General features: G+C 43.4%; 35 protein-coding genes and 2 pseudogenes. 25 read left to right on the top strand and 12 right to left on the bottom strand.

The window, feature by feature from the left end:
- Positions 1 to 19: 19 nt before the first annotated feature.
- Positions 20 to 1289: pseudogene (locus tag QUA00_RS23040) on the bottom strand (RNA-guided endonuclease InsQ/TnpB family protein).
- 181 nt (positions 1290 to 1470) lie between these two features.
- Between QUA00_RS23040 and QUA00_RS23035 the strand changes: the two are divergent.
- Positions 1471 to 2952, top strand: a complete 1482-nt coding sequence (locus QUA00_RS23035) for an ankyrin repeat domain-containing protein (protein WP_333143143.1) — start codon at positions 1471 to 1473, stop codon at positions 2950 to 2952.
- 508 nt (positions 2953 to 3460) lie between these two features.
- Here the strand turns inward: QUA00_RS23035 and QUA00_RS23030 are convergent.
- From QUA00_RS23030 to purH, 3 genes are read right to left on the bottom strand one after another with little or no spacing between them, the layout of a single operon-like run.
- Entirely contained in the window at positions 3461 to 4405 is a 945-nt protein-coding gene (locus QUA00_RS23030; RefSeq protein WP_333143142.1) for a 2OG-Fe(II) oxygenase, read from the bottom strand.
- On the bottom strand, positions 4398 to 4619 hold the full coding sequence (locus tag QUA00_RS23025) for a hypothetical protein (RefSeq protein ID WP_333411234.1): 222 nt from the start codon (positions 4617 to 4619) through the stop codon (positions 4398 to 4400). Before QUA00_RS23025 ends, QUA00_RS23030 begins: the two co-directional genes overlap by 8 nt.
- Positions 4620 to 4641: 22 nt before the next feature.
- Entirely contained in the window at positions 4642 to 6189 is a 1548-nt protein-coding gene (purH, locus tag QUA00_RS23020; protein ID WP_333143141.1) for a bifunctional phosphoribosylaminoimidazolecarboxamide formyltransferase/IMP cyclohydrolase, read from the bottom strand.
- 475 nt (positions 6190 to 6664) lie between these two features.
- Between purH and QUA00_RS23015 the strand changes: the two genes are divergently transcribed.
- Complete coding sequence (locus QUA00_RS23015; RefSeq protein WP_333411233.1) at positions 6665 to 8557, top strand: PAS domain S-box protein; 1893 nt, start codon at positions 6665 to 6667, stop codon at positions 8555 to 8557.
- Positions 8558 to 8761: 204 nt separating this feature from the next.
- Here QUA00_RS23015 and glcD read toward each other — a convergent pair whose 3' ends face one another.
- The 3 genes from glcD to QUA00_RS23000 all read right to left on the bottom strand — a co-directional run bounded on the left by glcD (position 8762) and on the right by QUA00_RS23000 (position 11784).
- Entirely contained in the window at positions 8762 to 10237 is a 1476-nt protein-coding gene (gene glcD / locus QUA00_RS23010) for a glycolate oxidase subunit GlcD (protein WP_333411232.1), read from the bottom strand.
- A 69-nt stretch (positions 10238 to 10306) separates the two neighbouring features.
- Positions 10307 to 11191: a DUF6671 family protein gene (locus tag QUA00_RS23005; protein WP_333411231.1), complete on the bottom strand. Its 885-nt coding sequence runs from the start codon at positions 11189 to 11191 to the stop codon at positions 10307 to 10309.
- A gap of 200 nt (positions 11192 to 11391) precedes the next feature.
- On the bottom strand, positions 11392 to 11784 hold the full coding sequence (locus QUA00_RS23000) for a transporter (protein ID WP_333143137.1): 393 nt from the start codon (positions 11782 to 11784) through the stop codon (positions 11392 to 11394).
- Between the two features lie 122 nt (positions 11785 to 11906).
- Between QUA00_RS23000 and QUA00_RS22995 the strand changes: the two are divergent.
- The 4 genes and pseudogenes from QUA00_RS22995 to QUA00_RS22980 all read left to right on the top strand — a co-directional run bounded on the left by QUA00_RS22995 (position 11907) and on the right by QUA00_RS22980 (position 14257).
- A pseudogene (locus QUA00_RS22995) lies at positions 11907 to 13118 on the top strand (glycosyltransferase).
- 188 nt (positions 13119 to 13306) lie between these two features.
- The gene (locus QUA00_RS22990; protein ID WP_333411230.1) at positions 13307 to 13612 is read left to right on the top strand and encodes a hypothetical protein; all 306 of its coding nucleotides are present in this window, start codon (positions 13307 to 13309) and stop codon (positions 13610 to 13612) included.
- Between the two features lie 12 nt (positions 13613 to 13624).
- Positions 13625 to 13888 (top strand): hypothetical protein, encoded by a 264-nt coding sequence (locus tag QUA00_RS22985; RefSeq protein WP_333411229.1) that lies wholly within the window; start codon positions 13625 to 13627, stop codon positions 13886 to 13888.
- A gap of 3 nt (positions 13889 to 13891) precedes the next feature.
- On the top strand, positions 13892 to 14257 hold the full coding sequence (locus tag QUA00_RS22980) for a type II toxin-antitoxin system VapC family toxin (protein ID WP_333284762.1): 366 nt from the start codon (positions 13892 to 13894) through the stop codon (positions 14255 to 14257).
- A 50-nt stretch (positions 14258 to 14307) separates the two neighbouring features.
- Here the strand turns inward: QUA00_RS22980 and QUA00_RS22975 are convergent, their stop codons facing one another.
- Together QUA00_RS22975 and QUA00_RS22970 are read right to left on the bottom strand one after the other, a co-directional pair.
- Complete coding sequence (locus QUA00_RS22975; RefSeq protein WP_333411228.1) at positions 14308 to 14565, bottom strand: BrnA antitoxin family protein; 258 nt, start codon at positions 14563 to 14565, stop codon at positions 14308 to 14310.
- 71 nt (positions 14566 to 14636) lie between these two features.
- The gene (locus QUA00_RS22970) at positions 14637 to 14888 is read right to left on the bottom strand and encodes a helix-turn-helix transcriptional regulator (protein ID WP_041623394.1); all 252 of its coding nucleotides are present in this window, start codon (positions 14886 to 14888) and stop codon (positions 14637 to 14639) included.
- A 148-nt stretch (positions 14889 to 15036) separates the two neighbouring features.
- Between QUA00_RS22970 and QUA00_RS22965 the strand changes: the two genes are divergently transcribed.
- From QUA00_RS22965 to QUA00_RS22895, 15 genes are all read left to right on the top strand, one after another.
- Positions 15037 to 15234, top strand: a complete 198-nt coding sequence (locus QUA00_RS22965; RefSeq protein WP_333411227.1) for a hypothetical protein — start codon at positions 15037 to 15039, stop codon at positions 15232 to 15234.
- Between the two features lie 103 nt (positions 15235 to 15337).
- Positions 15338 to 15580 carry a hypothetical protein gene (locus QUA00_RS22960; RefSeq protein ID WP_333143132.1) on the top strand — a complete coding sequence of 81 codons (243 nt, stop codon included), beginning with the start codon at positions 15338 to 15340 and terminating at the stop codon, positions 15578 to 15580.
- Positions 15577 to 15828 carry a type II toxin-antitoxin system RelE/ParE family toxin gene (locus QUA00_RS22955; RefSeq protein WP_333143131.1) on the top strand — a complete coding sequence of 84 codons (252 nt, stop codon included), beginning with the start codon at positions 15577 to 15579 and terminating at the stop codon, positions 15826 to 15828. Before QUA00_RS22960 ends, QUA00_RS22955 begins: the two co-directional genes overlap by 4 nt.
- Positions 15829 to 15929: 101 nt before the next feature.
- Positions 15930 to 16184, top strand: coding sequence for a hypothetical protein (locus tag QUA00_RS22950; RefSeq protein ID WP_333308274.1), 255 nt, complete (start codon positions 15930 to 15932; stop codon positions 16182 to 16184).
- The gene (locus QUA00_RS22945) at positions 16181 to 16312 is read left to right on the top strand and encodes a hypothetical protein (RefSeq protein WP_333143129.1); all 132 of its coding nucleotides are present in this window, start codon (positions 16181 to 16183) and stop codon (positions 16310 to 16312) included. Before QUA00_RS22950 ends, QUA00_RS22945 begins: the two co-directional genes overlap by 4 nt.
- A gap of 73 nt (positions 16313 to 16385) precedes the next feature.
- Positions 16386 to 16598: a hypothetical protein gene (locus QUA00_RS22940; RefSeq protein WP_333143128.1), complete on the top strand. Its 213-nt coding sequence runs from the start codon at positions 16386 to 16388 to the stop codon at positions 16596 to 16598.
- A gap of 20 nt (positions 16599 to 16618) precedes the next feature.
- Positions 16619 to 16861 carry a type II toxin-antitoxin system RelE/ParE family toxin gene (locus QUA00_RS22935; protein ID WP_333411226.1) on the top strand — a complete coding sequence of 81 codons (243 nt, stop codon included), beginning with the start codon at positions 16619 to 16621 and terminating at the stop codon, positions 16859 to 16861.
- A 151-nt stretch (positions 16862 to 17012) separates the two neighbouring features.
- On the top strand, positions 17013 to 17243 hold the full coding sequence (locus QUA00_RS22930) for a hypothetical protein (protein ID WP_333109591.1): 231 nt from the start codon (positions 17013 to 17015) through the stop codon (positions 17241 to 17243).
- Positions 17236 to 17622, top strand: a complete 387-nt coding sequence (locus QUA00_RS22925) for a type II toxin-antitoxin system VapC family toxin (RefSeq protein WP_333143127.1) — start codon at positions 17236 to 17238, stop codon at positions 17620 to 17622. Before QUA00_RS22930 ends, QUA00_RS22925 begins: the two co-directional genes overlap by 8 nt.
- A 126-nt stretch (positions 17623 to 17748) precedes the next feature.
- Positions 17749 to 17949 (top strand): hypothetical protein, encoded by a 201-nt coding sequence (locus QUA00_RS22920; protein WP_333102751.1) that lies wholly within the window; start codon positions 17749 to 17751, stop codon positions 17947 to 17949.
- An 84-nt stretch (positions 17950 to 18033) separates the two neighbouring features.
- Positions 18034 to 18204 (top strand): hypothetical protein, encoded by a 171-nt coding sequence (locus QUA00_RS22915; protein ID WP_333102750.1) that lies wholly within the window; start codon positions 18034 to 18036, stop codon positions 18202 to 18204.
- Positions 18205 to 18284: 80 nt separating this feature from the next.
- Positions 18285 to 18509, top strand: a complete 225-nt coding sequence (locus QUA00_RS22910) for a DUF433 domain-containing protein (protein ID WP_333031785.1) — start codon at positions 18285 to 18287, stop codon at positions 18507 to 18509.
- Between the two features lie 3 nt (positions 18510 to 18512).
- Positions 18513 to 18872 (top strand): DUF5615 family PIN-like protein, encoded by a 360-nt coding sequence (locus QUA00_RS22905; protein ID WP_333411225.1) that lies wholly within the window; start codon positions 18513 to 18515, stop codon positions 18870 to 18872.
- A gap of 250 nt (positions 18873 to 19122) precedes the next feature.
- Positions 19123 to 19338 carry a hypothetical protein gene (locus tag QUA00_RS22900; RefSeq protein ID WP_333102747.1) on the top strand — a complete coding sequence of 72 codons (216 nt, stop codon included), beginning with the start codon at positions 19123 to 19125 and terminating at the stop codon, positions 19336 to 19338.
- Complete coding sequence (locus tag QUA00_RS22895; RefSeq protein WP_333102745.1) at positions 19326 to 19769, top strand: PIN domain-containing protein; 444 nt, start codon at positions 19326 to 19328, stop codon at positions 19767 to 19769. The genes QUA00_RS22900 and QUA00_RS22895 overlap by 13 nt, the downstream gene beginning before the upstream one ends.
- Before the next feature lie 124 nt (positions 19770 to 19893).
- On the opposite strand, the gene QUA00_RS22890 is transcribed toward QUA00_RS22895, so the two are convergent.
- The gene (locus QUA00_RS22890; RefSeq protein WP_333196601.1) at positions 19894 to 20901 is read right to left on the bottom strand and encodes a YqaE/Pmp3 family membrane protein; all 1008 of its coding nucleotides are present in this window, start codon (positions 20899 to 20901) and stop codon (positions 19894 to 19896) included.
- 212 nt (positions 20902 to 21113) lie between these two features.
- Between QUA00_RS22890 and QUA00_RS22885 the strand changes: the two genes are divergently transcribed.
- The 4 genes from QUA00_RS22885 (at position 21114) to QUA00_RS22870 (ending at position 22237) form a co-directional block, all read left to right on the top strand.
- Positions 21114 to 21314 (top strand): hypothetical protein, encoded by a 201-nt coding sequence (locus tag QUA00_RS22885; RefSeq protein ID WP_333102751.1) that lies wholly within the window; start codon positions 21114 to 21116, stop codon positions 21312 to 21314.
- 84 nt (positions 21315 to 21398) lie between these two features.
- Positions 21399 to 21569 (top strand): hypothetical protein, encoded by a 171-nt coding sequence (locus QUA00_RS22880; RefSeq protein WP_333102750.1) that lies wholly within the window; start codon positions 21399 to 21401, stop codon positions 21567 to 21569.
- Between the two features lie 80 nt (positions 21570 to 21649).
- Positions 21650 to 21874 (top strand): DUF433 domain-containing protein, encoded by a 225-nt coding sequence (locus tag QUA00_RS22875; RefSeq protein ID WP_333031785.1) that lies wholly within the window; start codon positions 21650 to 21652, stop codon positions 21872 to 21874.
- A 3-nt stretch (positions 21875 to 21877) separates the two neighbouring features.
- Positions 21878 to 22237, top strand: coding sequence for a DUF5615 family PIN-like protein (locus QUA00_RS22870; protein WP_333411224.1), 360 nt, complete (start codon positions 21878 to 21880; stop codon positions 22235 to 22237).
- A 382-nt stretch (positions 22238 to 22619) separates the two neighbouring features.
- On the opposite strand, the gene QUA00_RS22865 is transcribed toward QUA00_RS22870, so the two are convergent.
- Positions 22620 to 23009, bottom strand: coding sequence for a hypothetical protein (locus QUA00_RS22865; RefSeq protein WP_333411223.1), 390 nt, complete (start codon positions 23007 to 23009; stop codon positions 22620 to 22622).
- Positions 23010 to 23176: 167 nt separating this feature from the next.
- Complete coding sequence (locus tag QUA00_RS22860) at positions 23177 to 23359, bottom strand: hypothetical protein (protein ID WP_333371563.1); 183 nt, start codon at positions 23357 to 23359, stop codon at positions 23177 to 23179.
- Positions 23360 to 23652: the final 293 nt, after the last annotated feature.

Here is a 23652-nt window from a genome sequence, read left to right as displayed (position 1 = left end):
CTAGTAAAAGTATAGTCATTTATGACATGACATGGGAGGCATTAAGTCCCTCCCCCTTCACTTTCACTTTAAGCGGATTGACCCGCCTCGGCTGAACTACGCAGCTCCCTATCAAGAAAGCTAAACGCATTTGGGATTGCTTTTCTCAAAATGTTGTAAGAAGCGTTAACATCGGAGTTAATTAATTGACCGACTGATGTCTTGTACAAACCTCTTTTGATCCGCCTGCCACTAAATACAATATCCTTATCTGTCTTTCCATAGACAGGGATTGGATATAAATCGAGAAAATTAGACCGAGATGTATAAGATTCTTCTTGCTCTAGTACCTTGATTCCAACTAATCGAGCTTTGTATTCCAACATCTCAATTAGTCGAGCGTGGGGAATACTGACAAAGTTTTGATTAGTTTGCTTTCCCAAATCAATCTCAGTTTTCCATTGTACATTCTTGCCAATTACCAACGTCCCAATTTCTTTGGCGATTAAAAGGTCAACAATCAGGCGACTGGTATGATGCAAGTAATTATCAATTTTTGGGTGGCGACAGCGAGTTAACCGTTGAATGCGGGATGAACTCTTGCGACTTCCTTTTAATTGAGATTGTAACTGTGCTTTACGTTTGTTGTAGAACTGATTGATTGATTTCAAGAGTCGCCCGTTAATCAGTAGCGGGATAAAACCCGGCTGATTTGAAGTTAACGCCACTAAGTTATTCAGTCCTAAATCAATACTAGCTACGAATTTATCATCGCTGATGGTGGACTCCGACTTGTCATAAATTACCTCAATCACATAAGAATCACATTTGGGAACCAACCTAACTTGACAAATTCGATCGGGATTTACTTTGGTTTTGATTGATAGATTAGTAGCCGAAAGCTTAATAATCCCTTTCTTCAACAGTTTGCTACTAATTGCTTGTATTGTGTATACGAGAATGTTTCGCCCTTTGACCTTATCCTTGTACTTGGGCATTTTTGGGCTACCAGTGAATTTAGAGGAATCAACTTTGTAAGCTTTAACCGCTTCAAAAAAGGATTTCCAATTCTTATCTAGTATCATTAAGATTTGCTGACTGACTTTTGCGGGCATTGCCTTGTATGCTTGATGAGACTTCATCAAACGGTTCATTTCGTTGTAATTGATGTAACTCCATCCATAAACAAAACTCTGACGAATGACGTAGTTAGCAGCATTGTAGAGATTCTTGGATTTAAAAGCTAATTCATCAATCTGGGCGAAACGGTATTCCGTAGATTTAATGATATGCCTCTCTGCTAGTTGCATTTAGTACCTGTATTTTTCAAAGATCGCAACATTTTATTGTTTGACTTTCCTGACTATATGATACTACTATTGTTTATTGATGCTTACAAACTTAATCAAGTTTTATGATACTTCATAAAACTTAGCATACCAGTCAGGCCGTCTCGTGCGACGGTAAAAATATACGGTATGAGAGACTATTATGCCTGCCACTAAACAAGACGCTGTATTGATTCAAGCCGCCAAGACTGGCAACATTATTCACGTCCAAGCTTTACTCGCTAAGAATGTTAACGCTAACGCCAAAGACTCTGAGGGGACGACGGCTTTGATGTTTGCAGCCCAAAAAGGCTATACAGAAATCGTGCGTATTTTACTAAACAATGACGCTAATGTCAACCATGTGAGCAGGCGTTTTGGCTTGACAGCTTTGATGCTGGCGGCGGCTCACAAACAGGCTGACTCTGTGCGGCTGTTGCTGGCTGCGGGTGCTGATGTTAATGCTAAAAATGATGATGGAAGTACGGTTTTGATGGCGGCTTCTCTGAAAGGTGATATCAATGTTGTGCGGATGTTACTTGATGCTAATGCTGATGTAAATGTCCAAGATAAAGATGGAGATTCAGCTCTAAAAATAGCTGCTTTATCGGGCCATCAAGCTGTTGTCAAAGCTTTGGTGGATGCGGGTGCTGTTGCTGACAATTCTATGCTGTTTTTAGCTGTCCGTCAAGGAAGCGCTGAAATTGTGCGAATTTTGCTCAATTGTGGGGCGGATGCTAATGTTAAAAATCTAGAAAGCAAAACTGCTTTGATGCTGGCTGCGACGGCGGGAAATTTGGCTGTTGTCGAGGCGCTGTTGGCGGCTGGCGCTGATGTCGAAATTCCCGACAAAAACGGAGAAACTGCTTTAACTTTGGCTGCGGATGCCGGCAATACTGATGTGGTGCAAACTTTGCTTGGTGCGGGTGCTAATGCGAATGTGAAAAATGGAGATGGGGGCACGGCTTTGATGGCCGCTGCTGCTGGAGGAAATGCGCCGATCGCCCATATCTTACTCGATGCTGGCGCGGATATCAACGCTAAGGATAAAGATGATGAAACTGCTTTGAATTTTGCCGTGGTTGAAGGCTGCGAAGATGTAGTGGAATTGCTCTTAAACCGAGGTGCTAGTGTCGGTGCTAGAAATCGATTGGGCGATACGCCTTTACTGGTGGCTGCTGTTCACGGCCATAGTGCGATCGTATCGGCTTTGCTGCAAAAAGTAAACTCAAATCGGGATGAGTTTCTGAATGCGAAAAACTTTGGGGAGACGGCTTTGACGCTGGCTGCGTTTCACGGACATACCGAGACTGTGAAAGCTTTGCTTGACGGCGGTGCTGATCCCAATATCCCGGCGGATTTGGGGAAAACTGCATTAATGAAGGCGTGCGATCGAGGTTATGTGGCGATCGTCCAATTATTAGTCGAAAAAGGTGCAGATGTCAACTTGCTCGATGATTCGGGCGCAACCGCTGTCATGTGGGCCGCACATCGGGGTTGTGTCGGTGCTGTACAGGTTTTAATTGATGCTGGTGCAGAACTAAACCACAAAAATCCGGGAAATTATACAGCTTTAATGCTGGCTGAGTTTAAACGTTATTCCAGCGTGGTGAAATTGCTCAAAAGTGCTGGAGCACTGGAGTAAGAATGAAATAGTTTTGAGTAAGGTAATTCTGTCATTCTGAGGGTAGGCTTTGGGAAGTGAAGAATCTCAGATATGGGGACTTATACCAATTTTATATGAGGCTGCATAGAATCTGATCCCCCCTAACCCCCCTTAATAAGCAGGGCTGTTTCATTCTCACCAAAAACGAGGCTTTTGTAGGGGTAGTGCTACCCCTACTCCCCGTGCCTACCCCCGCCACCAACCCTCGAATGGGGGTTTCAGGCCAAAAGGGCCGGCACGGGGGCACGGCCCCTACCAAGAATGAAACCGCCCTGCCTTAATAAGGGGGAGTAGGGGGTGGACAAGAGCTGGGTCAAAGTCAACCCCTACTCCCCTCCCGCGGGGGATTTAGGGGGATCGAAATATATGCCACTTCACATTAAATTGGTATTATGCACTGTAACGATGTGGCAATAGTTTGAGATTCTTCGCTTCACTCAGAATGACAAAATTAGGTGATTAGTGCGTCCAGGACAATGAATTAACCTCAATTTGCTTTTCGCACCCAGCCGTTAATAGTAAAGCGGCTATCAGCAAAAGCTTTTGAGGGACAGCTAACTCGCAAAACTTCGTGCATATAGCGACTCAGAAAAAATACGATGCTGTTATTCCGAGGTTCAACAGTTCTGAATGTCTCGTCCGCCACATAAAAATTGTTCTCGATTTTGCTGTCATAAATCTGCAATTCACCACCAGAAAAAGCCTTGGGTTCTCGATAGAAATAGTAAACGTAAGTAAAAAATCTGCTTGCGGTATCTGGCGAGCCACTGTCGTTGTGAAGTTTGTAAAAGTTGTTGTCATTGTGCATGGTTAACTGAGCTTCTATCTCACCAAGCGGAAATGAGGGAATATTTAATTTTTGCAGCACGTCGGGGAGAATTGCTTTGATGCGATTAACCATCAGTTCGGAAAATTCGGGGAACGAGTGGAGTACCATCGAACGGCGGTAATCTTCGGCATTGGTTGAGGTGCTGGTAGTCACAAATTGTGATTCTTTTGCTAAGACATATTTAAGGAGTTTGTTTTTTTCGGCAGGTGTCAAAAAGTTGTCTATTTGGGCGTAGCGAGATATTAAGTCGTCATTTACAGGCGGCGCAGGGGCAGGAATTTCTGCGGGAATTTCTGCGGGAATTTCTACAGGAGTTGCAGGCTGCTGCGGTTGCAGTTGCTGCAAGTAAATTGGGGGTTCTGTGACTAATCCGACTAGGTGTTCGGCGGGAAAAAAAAGGGTGGAACGCCCGTCGTCTATGGGGATTTGAAATAAGGGCGAAAAACCCAGTGTTTGTTGGGTGCGATCGACTAATGTTTTGATCAGGCTGTGCAATAGTGGTGTATCAGATTTGAGGGTGACGGTGCATTGATGTCCCCCGGTGAGCAGGATTTTGACTTTTACGTCTTGGGGTTTAATTTGCGGTTGAATTGTGCTAGTCATAGCCGTTAGTTATAGAAGAAGAAGGAAGTTCGGCAACGGATTCTGTAACGGATGTAACGGATGGAGGGATGGGAGAAGAAAGAAGGAAGATGCAAGAAGGAAGATGGAAGAACAAAAATTCAATCATTGCTTGAGGGCGGGCTAGAAGCCCAACCCACAATAGAATTAACTCTTTGTGGAACAGGCATCTTGCCTGTTCATAATAGAGGTGCAAAATGTCATTGCTACGAACTTAATTAATGCAAGAAGTGGCGGATGTCGGTGAAAACCATTGTGATTCCGAGTTGGTTGGCGGCTTCAATGGAATCTCGATCGCGCATACTTCCTCCCGGTTGGACGATCGCAATTATGCCCGCCTCAGCCGCAGTTTTGACTGAATCGTCGAAGGGGAAGAAACCATCGCTAGCCAAAATCGCTCCTTTGCTTTTGTCTCCTGCTTGTTCCAATGCTAGTTTAACCGAGCCCACGCGATTCATTTGTCCGGCACCCACACCAATTGTAGTGCGATCGCGCGTCACAACGATCGCATTTGATTTGACGTGTTTCGCTACTTTCCAAGCAAACAGCAATTCTTCCAACTCTGCCGCCGTCGGCTGTTTCTCAGTAACCATCCGCCATTTGCTAGTTTCTTCTACTATATTATCTGAGTCTTGTACCAGCAAACCGCCTGCAATAATTTTAACAGTTTGTGGCGGCCCTTGAGTCAAATCTGGCAAAATTAATACTCGAACTTTCGCCTTTTTTTTGATAATTTCTTCGGCTTCTGGTTCGCACCCCGGCGCGACGATACATTCTAAAAATGTTTGAGTTAAGGCCGTGGCGGTAGCAGCATCAATCGGGCGGTTGAGGGCGACAATTCCGCCGAAAGCTGAGACTGAATCGGTGTCGAAGGCTTTTTGATACGCTTCAGAAATAGTTGTTCCCAAGGCTGTGCCGCAAGGATTTGTATGCTTCAGAATAGCGGCGGCGGGTGTGTCGGGGAATTCTACAATCAGCCGCCTTGCTGCTTCTAAATCTACTAAATTATTGTAGCTTAATTCTTTGCCTTGCAGGATGGTGCTAGTTGTCCAGCCTGTGGGTGTACTTCCGCTTTGATACCAGGTGGCGGCTTGATGGGGATTTTCGCCGTAGCGGAGAGTTTGCAACTCTTTTCCTGATAAATTAAACTCGTCTGGTAGCGAAGATGCTTCAGCGGATTGGCTGCTGCTGAGATAAGTTGCGATCGCGCGATCGTAGTTGGCTGTATGTTTGAAGGTTTCTAGCGCACATCTTTGCCGAAACTCTAAGGATGCTTCGCCGCCATTTTCCCGCAGTTCTTTTAAATAAGTATTGTACTGTTCTGGGTCGCACAAAACTGTCAAATGAGCGTGGTTTTTTGCTGAAGCTCTCAGCATCGCCGGCCCGCCGATATCTATCTGCTCAATGGCGTCTGCTAGAGTAACTCCGGGTTTAGAAATTGTCTCTTCAAATGGATACAAATTGACTACAACTAGATCGATCGCCCGAATTTGATTTGCGGTTAAATCTGCAAGGTCTTCCGGTACATCGCGGCGTGCTAAAATGCCGCCGTGGATTCGTGGATGAAGTGTTTTGACTCGCCCTCCCAAAATTTCGGGGGAACCAGTATATTCCGCAACTTTGGTGACTGGGATGCCTGCTTCTTTGAGGGCCGTTGCTGTCCCGCCACTACTAATTATGTCAAATTCAAATTCTTCTACTAGACTGCGCGCTAAGTCGATTAGTCCGGTTTTATTGGATGTGCTCAGAAGTGCTAGACGTGCCATTGGTTTGAAGTTGCGATCGCAAAAATAGACAGGTTATATTCTATACCAAGTCTGGTGGCAGGGAGATGATTTGGTAATGGCTAATTATAATTATTTTTAACAAATTAAAGATGAGTTCGCTTATTTTAGCTCATATTTTTTGTCCAAATTATATAATATTTTATACTGACCAGTGGCTTCTAAATATTTAGGACTTGCGCGTGGAACTGATTATTTTGTGAGTGCGAGGGGGATTGCAGCCCTATCCAGCTTTCACAGTTCGTGTCGCTACGTAAGTGTCAATGTTGTTGAAATTACTTAATAAAACTTAATAGATAATTCTAGGGCGATCGCTCTTGAATTTTAACGATGTCTTATGATGAATTCTAAAAGTAATGTGCTAGCATCGGGTGTAAATTGCTCTCTCCCTAAAATTCTAGGAAAATTGGGCGATCGCAACACCTTAATCTAGAAAATAATTTGGTAGGGTTGAAATATGTTTTTTCAAGAAGCCGAGCCCGAAAATAAACTCAGTAATATTAGCAGGAATCATAAAAAAACTGCTGCCAATCTGGCCAATAGAACAGGCTACCAACAGATTTCCAAAAAAAGAGTCCAGAATTCGACCGAGGCCAACATTTCCGAAGCTTATAGTGTTAGTTTGTGCGAATTGCAGCAGATGGAGCGAGCAATGGAACAGCTAAAGCAGGATTTGAAAGCTAGCGAATCTCGGTTTCGGAATGTGATAGAAAAAAATGCCGACGGCATCGCAATCGTTAACAAGCGAGGACTTGTCTGTTTTGCCAACCCGTCAGCAGAAGCGCTGTTTAACTGCAAAGCAGAGGAACTTTTAGGTCAAGCATTTTTTGGCAATTTAGTAGTAGAAGTTTCAGCTTGCGACATTGAGATGGCGACGGATATTATTCCCCAAGTTGGAAAAACAGAAGCACCAGGAACTCGCGTCGTGCAAACAGAAGTTGAAGCTATTCGCAAGCAAAAAGCAAATGCTGTAGTAGAAATGCGGGTGGTGGAAACGGAATGGGATGGAGAAATGGCTTATTTAGCTACGCTGCGGGACATTACCGATCGCAAGCGCGCAGAAGAAATGCTTTGGTTGTACGATCGAGCTATCGCAGCTACTAGCACCGGAGTTACGATTTCTGACGCCACTGACCCCGAAAATCCAATTATTTATTGCAATCCCGCATTTGAAAGCATGACAGGTTATCGGCGACAGGAAATAATCGGAAAAAACGGCCGATTTTTGCACGGAAGCGATACCGACCCGGCGGCAGTAGAAATAATTCGCCAAGCCTTGCAAACAGAAAGCGAATGCAAGGTAATATTAAAGAATTACCGCAAAGACGGAACCGCTTTCTGGAATTGTTTCTCAATATCTCCTGTGCGCGATCGAATGGGAAAATTAACTCATTTTATAGGCGTACAGAGAGACATCACTGAGCGCAAACAAGCCGAAGAAGCCTTGCATAATTCCGAAGCACAAAGCAGAGAACAAGCCGCTCAACTAGCCGCCACACTTGAGCAACTCAAAGCCACTAATTCCCAATTAGTTCAAAGCGAAAAAATGTCTAGTTTGGGATTGCTACTTGCCGGGGTCGCTCACGAAATTAACAACCCAGTCAGCTTCATTTACGGCAATCTCGCTCATCTCACAAATTATACTCAAGACTTGTTTCACCACCTCGAACTTTATCAACAGCACTATCCTAATCCCGTCGCCGAAATTCAGCAGGCAAGAGAAAAAAATGATCTCGATTTTTTAGCTGAAGATTTACCTAAAATACTGTCTTCAATGAGCGTTGGTGTCGAGCGGATTTGCCAGATTGTGCAGTCGCTGCGGAACTTTTCGCGGCATGACGATTCACAGATGAAACCCGTTAACCTCCACGAAGGTATTGACAGCACGCTGTTAATTCTCAATCACCGTTTGAAAGGGAGCGGAGAAAAGCCGCCAATTCAAATTGTCAAACAATACGGAGAATTGCCAACTGTTGAGTGTTTTGCTGGGCCGATAAATCAAGTTTTTATGAATATTCTCAGCAATGCGATCGATGCTTTAGAAGATGCCAACAGTAGGCAAAATTGTCAAGAAATGCTAGAAACTCCCAGCCAGATTAGGATTGGTACGGAAGTTGTCGGCAATTTTGTAGAAATTAAAATTGCCGACAACGGGCCGGGAATACCTGAGCAAGTCAAACAGCAGATATTCGATACATTTTTTACTACCAAACCCATTGGCAAAGGCACGGGAATGGGTTTGTCAATTAGCTATCAAATTATTGTAGAAAGACACAAAGGCGAATTAAATTGTACTTCGGAATTGGGCAAGGGCACGGAATTTACTATCAGAATTCCGATCGCACCTTAGTGCAGAATGTGCAATCCGCGCCTTACCAACGTGATATATAGGCAAGCAAGCGAGCGGGACGCTCGCACTCCTAAAAAACGAGAAAAATCGTTTTTTCTCGTTCCCAGACTCTGGCTGGGAACGCATACTTAGAGGCTCTGCCTCCCCATTCTAGAAACAATTTCAGGGTGTTTTTCGGCTCACATTACCCGCATAAAAAGCGAATTAAAAAACCTCTGCACCCTCCAACTTCTTAAAAGTTTCAACCTTAGCCCTCGCCGCTTCCCCGCAAGTCTTCGGCGTCGGAAACATCTTCCCAGGATTCGCCAAACCTTTCGGATTAAACACCTGGCGCACCCACTGCATCGTCTCCAAATCTACCTCCGAAAACATATCCGGCATAAAACACTTCTTGTCAGCGCCGATGCCGTGTTCCCCCGAAAGACTTCCCCCAACTTTCACGCAAAGCCTGAGAATTTCCCCGCCCAATTCTTCCACCTTTTCCAGCGCACCTTTTACCGAGTTATCGTACAGAATCAGCGGGTGCAAATTCCCGTCTCCCGCATGAAATACATTAGCAATTCGATAACCGTATTTCTCGCTCAAGCCCTCAATTTCTTTCAAAACATAAGCCATTTGCGTTCGTGGAATCACGCCGTCTTGCACGTAATAATCCGGGCTGAGATGACCCGCCGCCGCAAAAGCAGCTTTCCGCCCTTTCCAAATTTTTAGGCGCGTTTCCGGGTCAGTTGCCGTGGTGATATTTCGTGCTCCGTTATGCTTGCAAATATCAGCAATCCGCTGTTTGTTTGTGGCAACTTCCACTTCTAAACCGTCGATTTCTACGAGGAGAATTGCCGCCGCATCGCGGGGATAACATCCCGTTGCCACCACATCTTCCACAGCATTGATGCTGATGTTGTCCATAATTTCCATGCCGCCGGGAATAATGCCAGCGCTGATAATATCGGAAACCGATTCGCCCGCTGCTTCTATACTGGAAAAATCCGCTAGGAGAACGCAAATCGATTCCGGCGCTTTGAGAATTCGCAAAGTAACTTCTGTGGCGATGCCTAAAGTGCCTTCGGAACCGACAAATACACCAGTTAAATCGTAACCGGGCATTTCGGGAATTTCGCCACCGACATCGACAATTGAACCGTCGGGAAGTACCAATTTTAGTCCTAAAACGTGATTCGTTGTGACTCCGTATTTGAGGCAGTGAACCCCGCCAGAATTTTCGGCAACGTTGCCGCCAATCGAACAAATAATTTGACTGGAAGGATCGGGGGCGTAGTAGAAACCGGCGCCGCTAACTGCTTGCGTTACCCAGTTATTAATTACTCCCGGTTGCACGACTACTTGCTGATTTTCTAAGTCTACTTTCAGGATTTTTCGCATCAGGGCAGTGACAATCAGCACGCAGTTTTCTACAGGCAAAGCGCCGCCGGAAAGGCCGGTGCCTGCGCCTCTAGCCACCCAGGGAATTGAGTTGCGATCGCATATTTTGACCACTTGCGCCACTTCCTCGGTAGTTCGAGGCAATACCACCAGGGCGGGGCGCTGGCGGTAGCTGGCGAGTCCGTCGCACTCGTAGACAATCAATTCTTCGCGGCGCTGCACGACGCCATTTTTGCCAACTACAGCCTCGAATTCTTTAATAACGGGTTTCCAGTTGCGTTCTGTTTCTACGGCTATCATTAGTGATTTTTATTAGGGAACTATCAATAATATTGTTGCAAATTTTACTAAGTTTAGCCAATTATTTTTCTAAGGGTTGCAATATTGACACAGGGAAGGATCGGCAGTGTCTCGACCGTCGGGAAATAGTTTTTCTTTAGTATAACCGCAGTTTTTGCATTTATAGATTGCCGATCGCACTAGCTGAGTCGGAAAATAGCAAAGTCCGCAGGGCAATCCGATTTTCGTCTCAGCAATATCGAATCCCGGCCAACCGCACTCCGGGCAGAATTGCTTAAATTTTTTAACTAAATCGAGAGTTGCATTTTCGATGTTTTTCATCCGAGTTGGATTGTACATCGCCCGCATATCTGTTTCGATGTGAACTCGGCCGGTTGACGATTTTTTTAAGCCTGCTGTAACAGCGTCAAAAAGTTGTTTTTCTGTCCTAATTCCCTTGACAATTTCGCCGTTACCGAGGGCAGCATCGCCAACTATAACCACCAGTGCGTGATCGGGAAATCCCGCTTTTTTAGCAAAATCATCTGCTTCTTGTATACTGGAAACTAACTGGTGACTGTAGTTAGTTTCCACGGAGAAAGAGTCACCGATTAGTTCTAGATTGTTGGTTCGATCTAATAAAATTACGATTTCTCTGTTAGCTGGCAGATACGGCATCATTGGGTGAGGGCCGAAAAAACCTTCGCTGGCAAAGGCAAGAGTTTCGCCCGCAATTTCTAGGGCTTTTTGTGCTTTATGGCGAGCCGCTTCTATTTGTGTTCCTAAGCGTTTAACTTCTCTGGTGAAGGTGCCGAATGCGTCAGTGTCAAGCGCCGCAGGTACTAGGATATTTACGCCCAATTCTCGTTCCAAAATGGGAGCCATTACCCGTTCTTTTTGGTGCATGGTAGCAATAACTGCGGTGCGATAGCTCAATAATTGATTGGGATTCACAGGCTCATAAATATTAGACATACAGCAGCATCATTTTAGGAAAAAAAACTCACATACACCCTTTCCACCGCCCCACAACCGATAGAAACCCTGACTTAACTTGCGAGTAAAAATTTTAGACCTCAGTTAAATATTCATGATATTCACCTGTGGACTTAATTTAAAATTCTTCAATCTTCAATCGTCAATCTAAAATCTAAAATCTAAAATCTAAAATCGTATTAGTTCCCTCCAGTCACTCCCCCAGCTTGACCTCTGAGTACAAAAATTACTCCTGTCATAATTAGCCCCACGCCTACCAACCGCAGCGGCGGCAAAGGCTCGTGAAATATCAGTTTGCCACCTAAAACAGTAAACAAGTAACTAATTGACAGTAAAGGTGAGACTATGCTAAGGTGTGCCCGCGACAAAACTACAATAAAGCCGATCGAAGAAATTGCATACAAAGAAAGACCACTTACTATCAAAGGCTCAGTAGCCATTGCTATAATTTTTTCTATTAAATTAGCAGCGCCAATGGGCCCTAATATTTTAGCTCCTGCCTTCAGACTGAATTGACCGGCGACGCCGCACAATATTGCAGCCAGCAATAACAAAAACACGCTTCTATTCATAAGTTTATTAACCTATAGTACAATCAAAAATTGCCGTTCCCAAAACCGGAAAAACTTTAATTAAGTTTTGCTAGGTTTTATTCACCACTAATATTTTTAGCAGAGATACAGGAAAATCAAGTATGGTCGATCGCGATCGAGAGTGGAACCCATATATGGCAGAGCCGACCAACCCAACCGGAGAATATACTCTAGAACTATCGATACTCATGCCTTGTCTGAACGAAGCAGAAACTTTAGAAATCTGCATCGAGAAGGCACAGAAGTTCCTGCGCGAACTTGATATTGCCGGCGAGATCATCATAGCAGACAACGGCAGCACTGACGGTTCTCAAGATATCGCTACCAGAATGGGAGCGAGAGTTCTGCCCGTAGCAGCTAAAGGCTAAGGCAGCGCTCTGATGGGAGGAATCATCGCAGCCCGCGGAGTTTATATTATCATGGGCGATGCTGACGACAGCTACAATTTTTCCAACCTCGGCGCTTTTGTCAACAAATTGCGAGAAGGTTTCGACTTAGTGATGGGAAACCGCTTTCAAGGGGGCATCAAACCGGGTGCAATGCCGCCGCTGCACAAATATTTAGGAAATCCGGTGCTGACATGGGTTGGGCGGCTATTTTTTGCAAGTCCCGTCGGCGATTTTCACTGCGGACTCAGGGGTTTTAGGAGAGACTCAATTTTGAAACTCGACTTGCAAACAACGGGGATGGAATTTGCTAGCGAAATGGTAGTCAAGGCCTCTGTATACAAGCTGCGGATAACTGAAATCTCAACCGTACTTTCTCCCGACGGGCGCAGCCGTCCGCCGCACTTGCGAACTTGGCGAGATGGCTGGCGGCACCTGCGATTTTTGCTGCTTTACAGTCCTCGGTGGCTGTTTTTGTATCCGGGTACTGCGCTGATGATTGGGGGCATAATTATCGTGGTTTGGCTGTTACCCGGTACTCAAAAGATTGGGAGTATCAGCTTTGATGTACACACGTTGCTTTATGGTGCGATCGCAATTATCATCGGTTTTCAAGCAGTAACTTTCGCTTTTTTCACCAAAATTTTCGCCATCAGCGAGAAATTCCTGCCGGAAGACCCCAAAGTCAACAAAATATTTCGCTATGTCACCCTAGAGACAGGATTGATTGTCGGAGTCACGCTGATATTAATCGGAATAGTTGGCTCGTTCTTGTCATTAACTATCTGGAGCGAAACGGCTTTTGGTACTCTCGACCCTTCTAAAACTCTGCGTTTGGTTATTCCCTCGCTCACTTGCCTGACTGTCGGTTTGCAGATGGTTTTGTCGAGCTTTTTTCTCAGCGTGCTGAGCTTGAAGCGTAGGTGATCACATTAAAGTTACTGGCAACCGTCCTCAAAACTAAATTTCCATGCAGAGGAAGTTCAGGGCGATCGCACTGCAGGCAATATCGGGGCGATCGCCATGCAGGCAACATCGGGGCCGCAGGAGCAAAATTTCAGATTATCTGGTATAATAAAACAGCCAGCTCTAATAATTTTCAATAGCTATGAACTATGAAAACTCAAGAACTTCGCCAGAATCTTAAGCAATCCATAGATCGCTTATCTCCTGAACGGCTGATCGTTGTGGCTGATTTCTTAGCTTATTTAGCAGAACGTGAAAGCAATGAAGCTACGGTGGAATTATTAAAAATTCCCGGTTTTATTGAAGTATTTAATAAAGCCCAAAAAGATGTAGCTGCAGGTAAGGTGACTTCAGTTGAGAACTCAAACGAAAATACTGATGAAAGTCTAAAGTTTTATTCAGTCGTTCTTAGCTTTGATGATCAAAATTGTTATAATAGTGAAAATAAAGAATAGTTGATATTAGCTATGCAGCGAATATTTGAGGCTATATTGAAGGGAAACATTTTAGAATGGGTTAATGAGGTTCCAACACAGGGCGATCGACCTGTCAGAGTTTACGTTACTTTACAAGAAGATAGATCGACTTTAAGTGCGGAGTTTCGCCGTCAGAGAATAGTTGAAGTATTGGAAAAAATTGCAGCAAATAATGTCTTTGCTGAGATTAGCGATCCAGTGGAATGGCAGCGAGATTTGCGTCAAGACCGTCCACTTCCAGGTAGGGATGAATAATGAATGTTGCTAGACAGTAATATTATTATCTACGCTTCCCAGCCAGAAAACTCGCAGATTAGGCATTTTATTGGCGAAAATGACATAATTGTGTCGGCAATAAGTTACCTTGAAGTCTTGGGTTATCATCGGCTAACTGAAGAGTATAGATTGTACTTTGAGGAATTCTTTGGTGTGGTGGAGGTTGTACCAATTTCTAACACTGTACTCGATCGCGCAGTGCTGTTGCGAGAGATAAGGAGCATGACACTTGGGGATGCTATTATTGCGGCAACAGCTTTGGTATATGACAGAACTTTAGTAACAAGAAATATAGGGGATTTTCTGTGGATTGCTGAACTCACACTGATTAACCCGTTTGAGGCTTAAGAAAAATGGGCGATCGAACTTTGGGAATAAAAGCGCGATCGCACATTTATTTATTCACTGCTTTTTACATGATGTTCAACATAAGAGCGCAGCACAGCGTTCATTAGAGATTGATAACCTTTTCCTTGGCTTTTAAACCAATCTAATACATCGCTATCAACTCTTAAAGAAATAGCTTGTTTTGTCAGTGGTGTTACGAGTGTTGCTTTTGCCCAAAAATTCGCATCTAATTCAGGAATATCAGAGGTATTGATCGCAGATTCTGGAATATTTTCTAATTTTTCAAGTCGTTTGCGCGAGATAGTCATATTCAAAGTACCTAAAAATGTATATACAAAGCGTATATACTTATAAGATAGCATAAAGGGCGATCGGATACTCACTCAGGCGGGCCAAAGCGATCGGGCAAGTCATCAAGAGTTAACCCGCGCGATCGCAAAAAATTTGCCAAAGCTTTCATCTGGGCAATTGTGAATGTCGGCACGTTATCTCCGGCTTCCCAGCGACTCACAGTGCGTACCGATGTCCCAATTTGCCGAGCAAATTCTTCTTGGGACATTCCTAACTCATCTCTGAGTTTTTTCAGCGGTGATTCGCCAGCTTCTTCTTGAGGTTGTCTTCGCTTAATCATTACAAAATGTGACATAGTGTCTAGACTACTTGACAAAACAACTTTGTCCAGACACTATGTCTATATAGACAGCAAAAGGGCAGAGTACGGGAAATCAGCCCTGCCTTTCTAGTGTCTCATTTTGTCCGCAATCTATTGCAGAACTAGGATGAACTACAAACAACAACTTTACCCGTGGGTGATTTACCGCCACCTGCCCAACCTGCAACGCCTGACTGTGGCGCGTTTTCGCCGCCGAAACGACGCCGAGGAACACTTGCGGATTATCAAAAGATTGCTGCCGCAAGCGGAGTTTGCGAGATCCTTTGAGGTGAATTCGCAACAGCTAACAAATTGTGCAAGATAGTATAAGAGCGATCGAACTTTGGGAATAAAAGGGCGATCGCTTTTCCCATAATTTTAAATGGAGATATAATAGAGAGCAAGCAAAAACTCTTACAACCAAATCTATGTTTACTTATAGCAAGGTACTGAATCAAGTTAAAAGCCTCACGCTTGCAGACAAACTGCGGTTATTAGAAGAATTGAAAAAGATGATTCAGTTACGGGAAGAAGTTGCCGAAGATGATGAAGTAATTTCAGCAGAAGAAATAGCAGAGAGCGAGGCTGCTTGGCAAGATTACCAAGCTGGTCGCGATCGGGGGATATCCTCCCAAGAACTCAAAGTGAAGCTATTTGGAGAAAAAAATTGAGTGACTACATTCTCCTGAAAGCAGCAGAACGCTATTTATCGCGAATGCAACCGGATGACCAAGTACGAATTGTCAAGGCTTTAGATACTTTAGTAAGTGACGATAGAGGGCTTGACATTAAGCAACTTAAAGGTCGTCCTGAATTAAGGCTGCGAGTGGGTAAATATCGGATACTTTTTGTAGAAGACAGGGAAAATCAAGTATATGTTGTGACTGCGATTAATTCTAGGGGGGATGTTTACAAATAAGGGGGCTCGCACTTTCTTTGGGGAAGAAAAGGGCGATCGCACTTCCCTCGATCCTAAATTGCTATAATAACAATCAGCCAAAAAATCTCAACATAAAGCCTATGTCTACTTATAGCGAGGTACTGAGTCAGGCTCAAAATCTTACTCCTGACGAGCAACAGCAGCTTTTAGAAGTATTGTCAGCTTTGATGCGCGATCGGGTAACAACCCAAACTCAGGGTAAACGATCGGAAATTGATGCAGGACTGATTGAAATGGTACAAGATCCAGAGTATCAAGCTCAAGTGCTACAGATCGAGGCTGAGTTTGCGGTAGCGAGTTGGGAAGCGCTGCAATTGGGAGAATCTCCTGTATGAACCGGGGAGAAGTCTATGATGCTAGACTTGAATTTGTTGAGGGTTCTGAACAAGGAGGAACCCGTCCTGTTATCATCAAAGTTAAGGAACTAGCAGGAGTTAGAGAAAATTACTCTAAAAATGGATAGCTAAGTTACAGATACAACCGTACTAAAGTTGCTATTATTTATTATTGATAATCCCACAGACTAGGAGATTAAGATGCAAGTCAAAGACATGACAGTTGACCAATTGCGGGACTTAATTCGGCATACCGTGGAACAGTGTTTAGAAGAATATTTGGGCGATCCTGATGCAGGTTTAGAAGTTAAGGAAGAAGTCAAGCAGAAATTGTTAGAGTCAACGAAGCGCAAACAAGCAGGAAAAAGTAGCGTCGAACCTGGGGAAGTTTATCAAAAACTCGGCATAAAATAGTAATGAGCTATTCGGTTGAGTTGACTGCAGAAGCTCTGGTTAACCAAGAAAGATTGACTCAGGCTGTGCAGGAGCGTATAGGTAATAAAATCAATTGGTTGGCGGAAAATTTTGAACAAATTACTCCTATGCCGTTGTCGGCTAATCTGGCAGGTTTCTTTAAGTTAAGAGTGGGTGATTATCGGGTAATTTATTCTTTTGATGATGATTTAAAGGTGATTACTATTCACCAGATTGGACACCGGAGAGAAATTTATGATTAACTGAAGTGCGATCGGACTTTGGGAAAATAAGGGCGATCGTACTTTAGGAAGAAAAGGGCGATCGTACTTTGGGAAAATCAGGGCTATCGCACTTCCCTCGATCCTAAATTGCTATAATGACAATCAGCCCAAAAATCTCAACATAAAGCCTATGTCTACTTATAGCGAGGTACTGAGTCAGGCTCAAAATCTTACTCCTGACGAGCAACAGCAGCTTTTAGAAGTATTGTCAGCTTTGATGCGCGATCGGGTAACAACCCAGACTCAGAGTAGCAGTGAAAGATTGCCCAGGAAAAATTTAAAGAGATGGCGAGGTTTTTTGCCGTATCGTGTGGATGCTTTGGAATTCCAGTTGCAACTTAGAGAAGAATGGGATGATTAATAAATATCTTCTCGATACCAACATTCTGATTTACTACTTCTATGACGAGCCGGAGGTTCAGCCTATATTTGATGAGATTGAAGCTGGAGATGCAGAGGCATTTTACTCTCCGATTAGTTGGGTGGAGTTACTTTGTTACCCGGCATTGACAGAAGAACAAGCGAATGAGATGCGAGAATTTTTGAGGCTTCTTAAGTGCGTATCATTGACAGAATCAGTGTTAGATAGTGCAGCCCATATTCGCCGAGATTATCGCTTAAAACTAGGTGATGGTGTAATTGCCGCCTGTGCTTTAGTTGAGGGATGTGTTTTGGTGACTCGCAATGCTAAGGATTTTAAGCGTGTTAATGGGTTAACTATATTGAATCCATTTGATTAGGTAAAAGAAGGGGCGATCGTACTTTGGGGAAGATAAGGGCGATCGCTTTTCCCCGAATCCCGAATTGAGATATAATAAATAACCAGCAAAAAAATCAACGAACTTTAGTGTAAGTTAAGATAGCCTATGTTGACTATTGAACAGATAGAAAATGCGATTCTCCAACTTCCGCCCAACAAGATTGGAGAGTTGTTAGAGTGGTTTCTAAATTTGGATTACCAACGATGGGATGTTCAGTTAGAGAAAGATATTGCTGAGGGTAAACTAGATGCTTTAGCTGCAGAGGCGATCGCAGATTGTGAGAGTGGTAATTATCGAGCGATTTAATGCACTATACGAAGGAGAAAGTTTTGGGAGTGTTACAATGCTTGGTCATCAAATGTACAAGCTACTGCAGATCAGTGTTATGAGTTGCTGAAGGCCGATCCGTCTCATCCTTCTTTGCATTTTAAGAAGGTTGGTAAGTATTGGTCTGTAAGCGCTGGACAGGCTTATCGGGCGTTGGGTGTTGAAATTGAAACAGGTATTTTGTGGTTTTGGATTGGTACTCACGCAGAGTACGATCGGCTGATAGGAAAATAATGCCGGTGGTGAAAAAATACAGGTTGCGATCGCCTACCTGATGACTTAAAATAGAAGAGACATAGAGCTGCGTGGTCAAAATGGACAGAATCTCCGTCAACCCTCAAATTCACTTCGGTAAGCCTTGCATAATGGGTACGCGCATTACTGTACAGAGCGTTCTCGAATTACTAAATGAAGGGCTTTCTTTTGGAGAAATTATCCGAGACTACTATCCCGATCTGGAAATGGATGATATTCGGGCGTGCTTGCGTTATGCGATCGCACTGGTGGCGGCTGAAGATGTGCATTTGGCATTAGCTTAAATTATGAAATTTCTGATTGATCAAGATGTGTATGCTGTCACCACAAAGTTTTTGATTGATGCAGGACATGATGTAATTGTGGTCGCTCAAATGGGTCTAGCGCAAGCAAGTGATGAAGAAATACTGAGAGTAGCGCAAGCAGAAAATCGCATCCTGGTTACGCGAGACAGAGATTACGGAAATCTTGTTTTTGTGAGGGCGATCGGAACAGGTGTGATTTACCTTCGAGTCTTACCTAAAATGGTGAATGAAGTTCATAAGGAACTAGCAGGAGTTATAGAAAATTACTCTGAAGCAGAACTAAAAGGGGCATTTGTGGTTGTAGAACCTGATGGATATCGGTTTAGAAAACCGCTTAGATAGGGTATTAATTAGGTTGGTGTAGGAAAGCAAAGGGCGATCGCGCTTTGGGGAAATAAGGGCGATCGCGCTTTGGGGAAATAAGGGCGATCGTACTTGGGGAAGATAAGGGCGATCGCACTTGGGGGAATAAGGGCGATCGTACTTGGGGAAATAAGGGCGATCGTACTTGGGGAAGATAAGGGCGATCGTATTTGCCTAGCTCCTAAATTGCTATAATGACAATCAGCCCAAAAATCTTAATGAAGAGTCTATGTCTACTTACAGCACGGTACTGACTCAGGTTCTCAAACTTGCACCAGATGAGCAAATGCGACTCATCTCTGAATTGTTTGCACATATTCGTCAACGGGTGATTCCTAAGCCGAAGCGCAGTATTTTAGAATTATCAGGTTTGGGTAAGGAAATTTGGCATGGGATTGATGCTCAAGAATATGTCGATCGGGAAAGAGATTCATGGAATGGATAGCTCAGTTACAGGGACAAGTTGTCGGATTGGATACTGCGCCTCTGATTTACTTTATGGAGCAAAATCCAAAATATCTAGAGATGATGCTGCTTTTCTTTAAATCGTTTAATCGCGGTGATTTTAGGATAGTGACATCAACAGTAACGCTCGTAGAAGTGCTAGTTCATCCCCTGCGACAGAAAAATACTGCCTTGGCTCAAGAATATCGTGAAATATTGATGAATCAAGAAAGTTTAACTGTTGTTGAATTAACTCCAGATATTGCTGAAACAGCGGCACAACTGAGAGCAACTTACAATTTGCGATCGCCCGATTCCATTCAAATGGCTACAGCTATCCGTGAGGGTGCTTCGTTTTTCTTGACAAATGATGCGCGGTTGCCTTCTTTACCGGGGTTAACGGTTTTAGTGTTGGAGAATTTGAGAAGTTGAGGGAGTATTTTTGGATGGGAAGAGAGGGGCGATCGCACTTTGGGAAAAAAGGGCGATCGTACTTTGGGAAAGATAAGGGCGATCGCGCTTTGGGGAAATAAGGGCGATCGTACTTCCCTACTGCTTAACTTCGATCGTGATTGTAAACCAGCCAAACAGCGTGGATAATGCCGGGAATCCAGGTAAAAACGAGTGTGAGCACCAGGCTGATCCAAAAATGAATGCCAAGCCCAACCGTCAAAAATACGCCCAGCGGGGGAAACAAAATCGCCGCGACTACGTGCAGCACTGGAACGGGGCTTGGCGTATTATCACTGATATTGCTGTCACTACTTTTTTTCGTAATCCCCAGTAATTTAATCACCATCATAGCGCTCTGGTATGCATCAGTATCTCCCTGAGCCTGGGATAATCTAAGTGCTGTATCCAAGTCTGAAGCTGCACTTTCCCTATCATTCAAGAACCCATAAGCTCCACCTCGTCCAATGTAAGCTCTATAGTAAGTAGGATCTCTACGGATTACCTCTGTAAAATCCCTAATTGCTTCCGCCCAATTGCCAAGCCCTTGATGGCATCCAGCGCGAAGATGATAACAGTGAACTACTTCTGAATTTTCAGAATTGCGACCCAATACTTTAGTTAAATCTTCAATCGCTTCATGGTAATTTTTGAGTTCTTGGTGAATAAAGCCTCTTTTTTGATAGTTTTCAATTTCTTCAGGATCTAAACGAATGCTTTGGTTATAATCTTGAAGCGCAGCCTGATAGTTTTCTAATACACCATAACAATCGCCTCTTAAACTGTATGCTATATGATCCCAATCACTACCCACAGATAGAGCGTGAGTGCAATCATCTATTGCTCTTTGTAAGTTACCCGCATCTTTGAAAATAGCGGCACGGGCTACATACACGTCAACCACATCAGGTCGAAATTTTAAAAATTGAGTGTAATCTTTAATAGCTTCTTGATTGTTTCCCAAATCTACCCAGACAACACCTCTCTGCCAGTAAGCTTTGGATTCATTGGGGTTTAGTTGCAAGAATCGGGTATAGTCTTCAATAGCTGCTTGATAATTTTTATTTTTATAATTTAATTCTGCTCTACGAAACAAGTCTTCATTGGTACTCATTTTTACCACCTACTAATAACGAATAGTATATTCTAGCTACCAAATCAGCGCGATGGGGAGATAATCCAACTGCTCAACTAAATAAGAAAGTAGGGGCGATTGATCGCACTTTGGGAAAATAAGGGCGATCGCTTTTCCCCGAATCCCGAATTGAGATATAATAAATAACCAGCAAAAAAATCAACGAACTTTAGTGTAAGTTAAGATAGCCTATGTTGACTATTGAACAGATAGAAAATGCGATTCTCCAACTTCCGCCCAACAAGATTGGAGAGTTGTTAGAGTGGTTTCTAAATTTGGATTACCAACGATGGGATGTTCAGTTAGAGAAAGATATTGCTGAGGGTAAACTAGATGCTTTAGCAGCAGAGGCGATCGCAGATTGTGAGAGTGGTAATTATCGAGCGATTTAATGCACTATACGAAGGAGAAAGTTTTGGGAGTGTTACAATGCTTGGTCATCAAATGTACAAGCTACAGCAGATCAGTGTTATGAGTTGCTGAAGGCCGATCCGTCTCATCCTTCTTTGCATTTTAAGAAGGTTGGTAAGTATTGGTCTGTAAGCGCTGGACAGGCTTATCGGGCGTTGGGTGTTGAAATTGAAACAGGTATTTTGTGGTTTTGGATTGGTACTCACGCAGAGTACGATCGGCTGATAGGAAAATAATGCCACTGGTGAAAAAATACAGGTTGCGATCGCCTACCTGATGACTTAAAATAGAAGAGACATATAGCTCTGTGGTCAAAATGGACAGAATCTCCGTCAACCCTCAAATTCACTTCGGTAAGCCTTGCATAATGGGTACGCGCATTACTGTACAGAGCGTTCTCGAATTACTAAATGAAGGGCTTTCTTTTGGAGAAATTATCCGAGACTACTATCCCGATCTGGAAATGGATGATATTCGGGCGTGCTTGCGTTATGCGATCGCACTGGTGGCGGCGGAAGATGTGCATTTGGCATTAGCTTAAATTATGAAATTTCTGATCGATCAAGATGTGCATGCTGTCACCACAAAGTTTTTGATTGATGCAGGACATGATGTAATTGTTGTCGCTCAAATGGGTCTAGCGCAAGCAAGTGATGAAGAAATACTGAGAGTAGCGCAAGCAGAAAATCGCATCCTGGTTACGCGAGACAGAGATTACGGAAATCTTGTTTTTGTGAGGGCGATCGGAACAGGTGTGATTTACCTTCGAGTCTTACCTAAAATGCTGAATGAAGTTCATAAGGAACTAGCAGCAGTTATAGAAAATTACTCTGAAGTAGAACTAAAAGGGGCATTTGTGGTTGTAGAACCTGATGGATATCGGTTTAGAAAACCCCTTAGATAGGGTATTAATTAGGTTGGTGTTGGAAAGCAAAGGGCGATCGCACTTTGGGAAGAAAAGGGCGATCGCTGATTAAGTAAAAACTGCTGGAATTAGCTTAATTCCATTCTGAAAAGCTACATAAACTCTGTGTCTTCCACTATAAACTTCGTAAGGAGGTTTACCCTTATGCAGGGCTATAGGATCTGTCTTGGAGTGGAGCAGACTTGAGATAGAGTCAGGAGAATTTTCTATTGACCTTATTTTTCCCTCATTGAGTTCGCTTCTATTAGGGACTCGAATATCTGACATTTGTACAGGTCTAGTTTCCATGTTTTTTTTCCCTATTTTACTAACTTTTAATTCCTTTGCTAGGCATCTAATTAGCTAGACACTCTATGTATTTCTAAAATTCTTCTTCATATTTTCCCTTGCCCACTGCATTTTTTTGTGAAATATAATTGTCCATCCCCACTTTAATTTCCTTGCACTTGGCCCGCATCCTATCTTCAGTAAAAGCTAGACGGTTGAGATCCATTTCGCCCATACTTTTTGCTGTGATACCCTTAGTTAACTCTTTAAAGCTTAGACGAACCTTACTATCAGTGTCTTTCAATGTAAGAAGTAGCTGTTGATCTTGTTGAGACGCCTCCCAATGAAAAATGTTTACGCTCATCAAACCCATTTTTTTTGCAATTTTTTCCTCTTCTTCAGTCAAAATCAATTGAATATAAGATTCGTAGTAAGTTCCGCCAAAAAAACCTTTTTTTTCTTGACGATCTATGGATAATTTCATACTGACATCCTCCCAAATTACTTATGTAGTTACTAGCAAATAATCTCTGTAGGCAATTAATAGGAATTTTTCCTTTTTTCAGGGAACCAATCGACCTTATTAATCCCTCTTCTATCCTCCCCACTACCCCATAGTAGATTAGAAGAAGCGAGCGCAACTTTTTTCAATCAATCCTTCAATTTTTTAAGCGTAGTTGCGTAGTAGTCAGCTTTACGCAAAGCCTCACCCTTGGAATCGGCTTTACCAGCAGACTCACTGCCAACATATACTTCGCCAGTACCTTTGTCCCAATAAACATAGTATGTAGAACCGGATGGGGTTTTAACTTCACCAATTTTATCTTTAGCCATTGTTGACTCCTAGTCAGGTATAATCTACATAATGTGCGAAAATCTAAGCCGTGTCATTCGGAACTGTCGGGACTGACCCCAGACGCTCCGCAAATGCCAGAAATATTGACAAGCCCGGATGTAGCAAGGTCAAGTCCAGTGGAACCAACCTCTACTCCAAAAATCATACAACGACCCCATTTCCCCATCGCCCACCCACTCACTTTAGAAAATGTTATAAGCTGTCAAACATCTAAACTGCATTAACTAAGTTACCTTTATTTTTTATTTTTCGGTTCCATTTCATAATTAGT

This window comes from Microcoleus sp. T2B6 (genome assembly GCF_036700475.1).
In the GTDB taxonomy this organism is placed as follows: domain Bacteria; phylum Cyanobacteriota; class Cyanobacteriia; order Cyanobacteriales; family Microcoleaceae; genus Microcoleus.
This window is presented reverse-complemented; position numbering and strand designations above follow the sequence as displayed.

Excerpts from the sequence above, each read along its gene's own strand:
- QUA00_RS23035 (WP_333143143.1), top strand. The coding sequence starts at position 1,471 with ATGCCTGCCACTAAACAAGACGCTGTATTGATTCAAGCCGCCAAGACT.
- QUA00_RS23030 (WP_333143142.1), bottom strand. The coding sequence starts at position 4,405 with ATGACTAGCACAATTCAACCGCAAATTAAACCCCAAGACGTAAAAGTC.
- purH (WP_333143141.1), bottom strand. The coding sequence starts at position 6,189 with ATGGCACGTCTAGCACTTCTGAGCACATCCAATAAAACCGGACTAATC.
- QUA00_RS23015 (WP_333411233.1), top strand. The coding sequence starts at position 6,665 with ATGTTTTTTCAAGAAGCCGAGCCCGAAAATAAACTCAGTAATATTAGC.
- glcD (WP_333411232.1), bottom strand. The coding sequence starts at position 10,237 with ATGATAGCCGTAGAAACAGAACGCAACTGGAAACCCGTTATTAAAGAA.
- QUA00_RS23005 (WP_333411231.1), bottom strand. The coding sequence starts at position 11,191 with ATGTCTAATATTTATGAGCCTGTGAATCCCAATCAATTATTGAGCTAT.
- QUA00_RS23000 (WP_333143137.1), bottom strand. The coding sequence starts at position 11,784 with ATGAATAGAAGCGTGTTTTTGTTATTGCTGGCTGCAATATTGTGCGGC.
- QUA00_RS22990 (WP_333411230.1), top strand. The coding sequence starts at position 13,307 with ATGAAAACTCAAGAACTTCGCCAGAATCTTAAGCAATCCATAGATCGC.
- QUA00_RS22985 (WP_333411229.1), top strand. The coding sequence starts at position 13,625 with ATGCAGCGAATATTTGAGGCTATATTGAAGGGAAACATTTTAGAATGG.
- QUA00_RS22980 (WP_333284762.1), top strand. The coding sequence starts at position 13,892 with ATGTTGCTAGACAGTAATATTATTATCTACGCTTCCCAGCCAGAAAAC.
- QUA00_RS22975 (WP_333411228.1), bottom strand. The coding sequence starts at position 14,565 with ATGACTATCTCGCGCAAACGACTTGAAAAATTAGAAAATATTCCAGAA.
- QUA00_RS22970 (WP_041623394.1), bottom strand. The coding sequence starts at position 14,888 with ATGATTAAGCGAAGACAACCTCAAGAAGAAGCTGGCGAATCACCGCTG.
- QUA00_RS22965 (WP_333411227.1), top strand. The coding sequence starts at position 15,037 with ATGAACTACAAACAACAACTTTACCCGTGGGTGATTTACCGCCACCTG.
- QUA00_RS22960 (WP_333143132.1), top strand. The coding sequence starts at position 15,338 with ATGTTTACTTATAGCAAGGTACTGAATCAAGTTAAAAGCCTCACGCTT.
- QUA00_RS22950 (WP_333308274.1), top strand. The coding sequence starts at position 15,930 with ATGTCTACTTATAGCGAGGTACTGAGTCAGGCTCAAAATCTTACTCCT.
- QUA00_RS22945 (WP_333143129.1), top strand. The coding sequence starts at position 16,181 with ATGAACCGGGGAGAAGTCTATGATGCTAGACTTGAATTTGTTGAGGGT.
- QUA00_RS22940 (WP_333143128.1), top strand. The coding sequence starts at position 16,386 with ATGCAAGTCAAAGACATGACAGTTGACCAATTGCGGGACTTAATTCGG.
- QUA00_RS22930 (WP_333109591.1), top strand. The coding sequence starts at position 17,013 with ATGTCTACTTATAGCGAGGTACTGAGTCAGGCTCAAAATCTTACTCCT.
- QUA00_RS22925 (WP_333143127.1), top strand. The coding sequence starts at position 17,236 with ATGATTAATAAATATCTTCTCGATACCAACATTCTGATTTACTACTTC.
- QUA00_RS22920 (WP_333102751.1), top strand. The coding sequence starts at position 17,749 with ATGTTGACTATTGAACAGATAGAAAATGCGATTCTCCAACTTCCGCCC.
- QUA00_RS22910 (WP_333031785.1), top strand. The coding sequence starts at position 18,285 with ATGGACAGAATCTCCGTCAACCCTCAAATTCACTTCGGTAAGCCTTGC.
- QUA00_RS22905 (WP_333411225.1), top strand. The coding sequence starts at position 18,513 with ATGAAATTTCTGATTGATCAAGATGTGTATGCTGTCACCACAAAGTTT.
- QUA00_RS22900 (WP_333102747.1), top strand. The coding sequence starts at position 19,123 with ATGTCTACTTACAGCACGGTACTGACTCAGGTTCTCAAACTTGCACCA.
- QUA00_RS22895 (WP_333102745.1), top strand. The coding sequence starts at position 19,326 with ATGGAATGGATAGCTCAGTTACAGGGACAAGTTGTCGGATTGGATACT.
- QUA00_RS22890 (WP_333196601.1), bottom strand. The coding sequence starts at position 20,901 with ATGAGTACCAATGAAGACTTGTTTCGTAGAGCAGAATTAAATTATAAA.
- QUA00_RS22885 (WP_333102751.1), top strand. The coding sequence starts at position 21,114 with ATGTTGACTATTGAACAGATAGAAAATGCGATTCTCCAACTTCCGCCC.
- QUA00_RS22875 (WP_333031785.1), top strand. The coding sequence starts at position 21,650 with ATGGACAGAATCTCCGTCAACCCTCAAATTCACTTCGGTAAGCCTTGC.
- QUA00_RS22870 (WP_333411224.1), top strand. The coding sequence starts at position 21,878 with ATGAAATTTCTGATCGATCAAGATGTGCATGCTGTCACCACAAAGTTT.
- QUA00_RS22865 (WP_333411223.1), bottom strand. The coding sequence starts at position 23,009 with ATGAAATTATCCATAGATCGTCAAGAAAAAAAAGGTTTTTTTGGCGGA.
- QUA00_RS22860 (WP_333371563.1), bottom strand. The coding sequence starts at position 23,359 with ATGGCTAAAGATAAAATTGGTGAAGTTAAAACCCCATCCGGTTCTACA.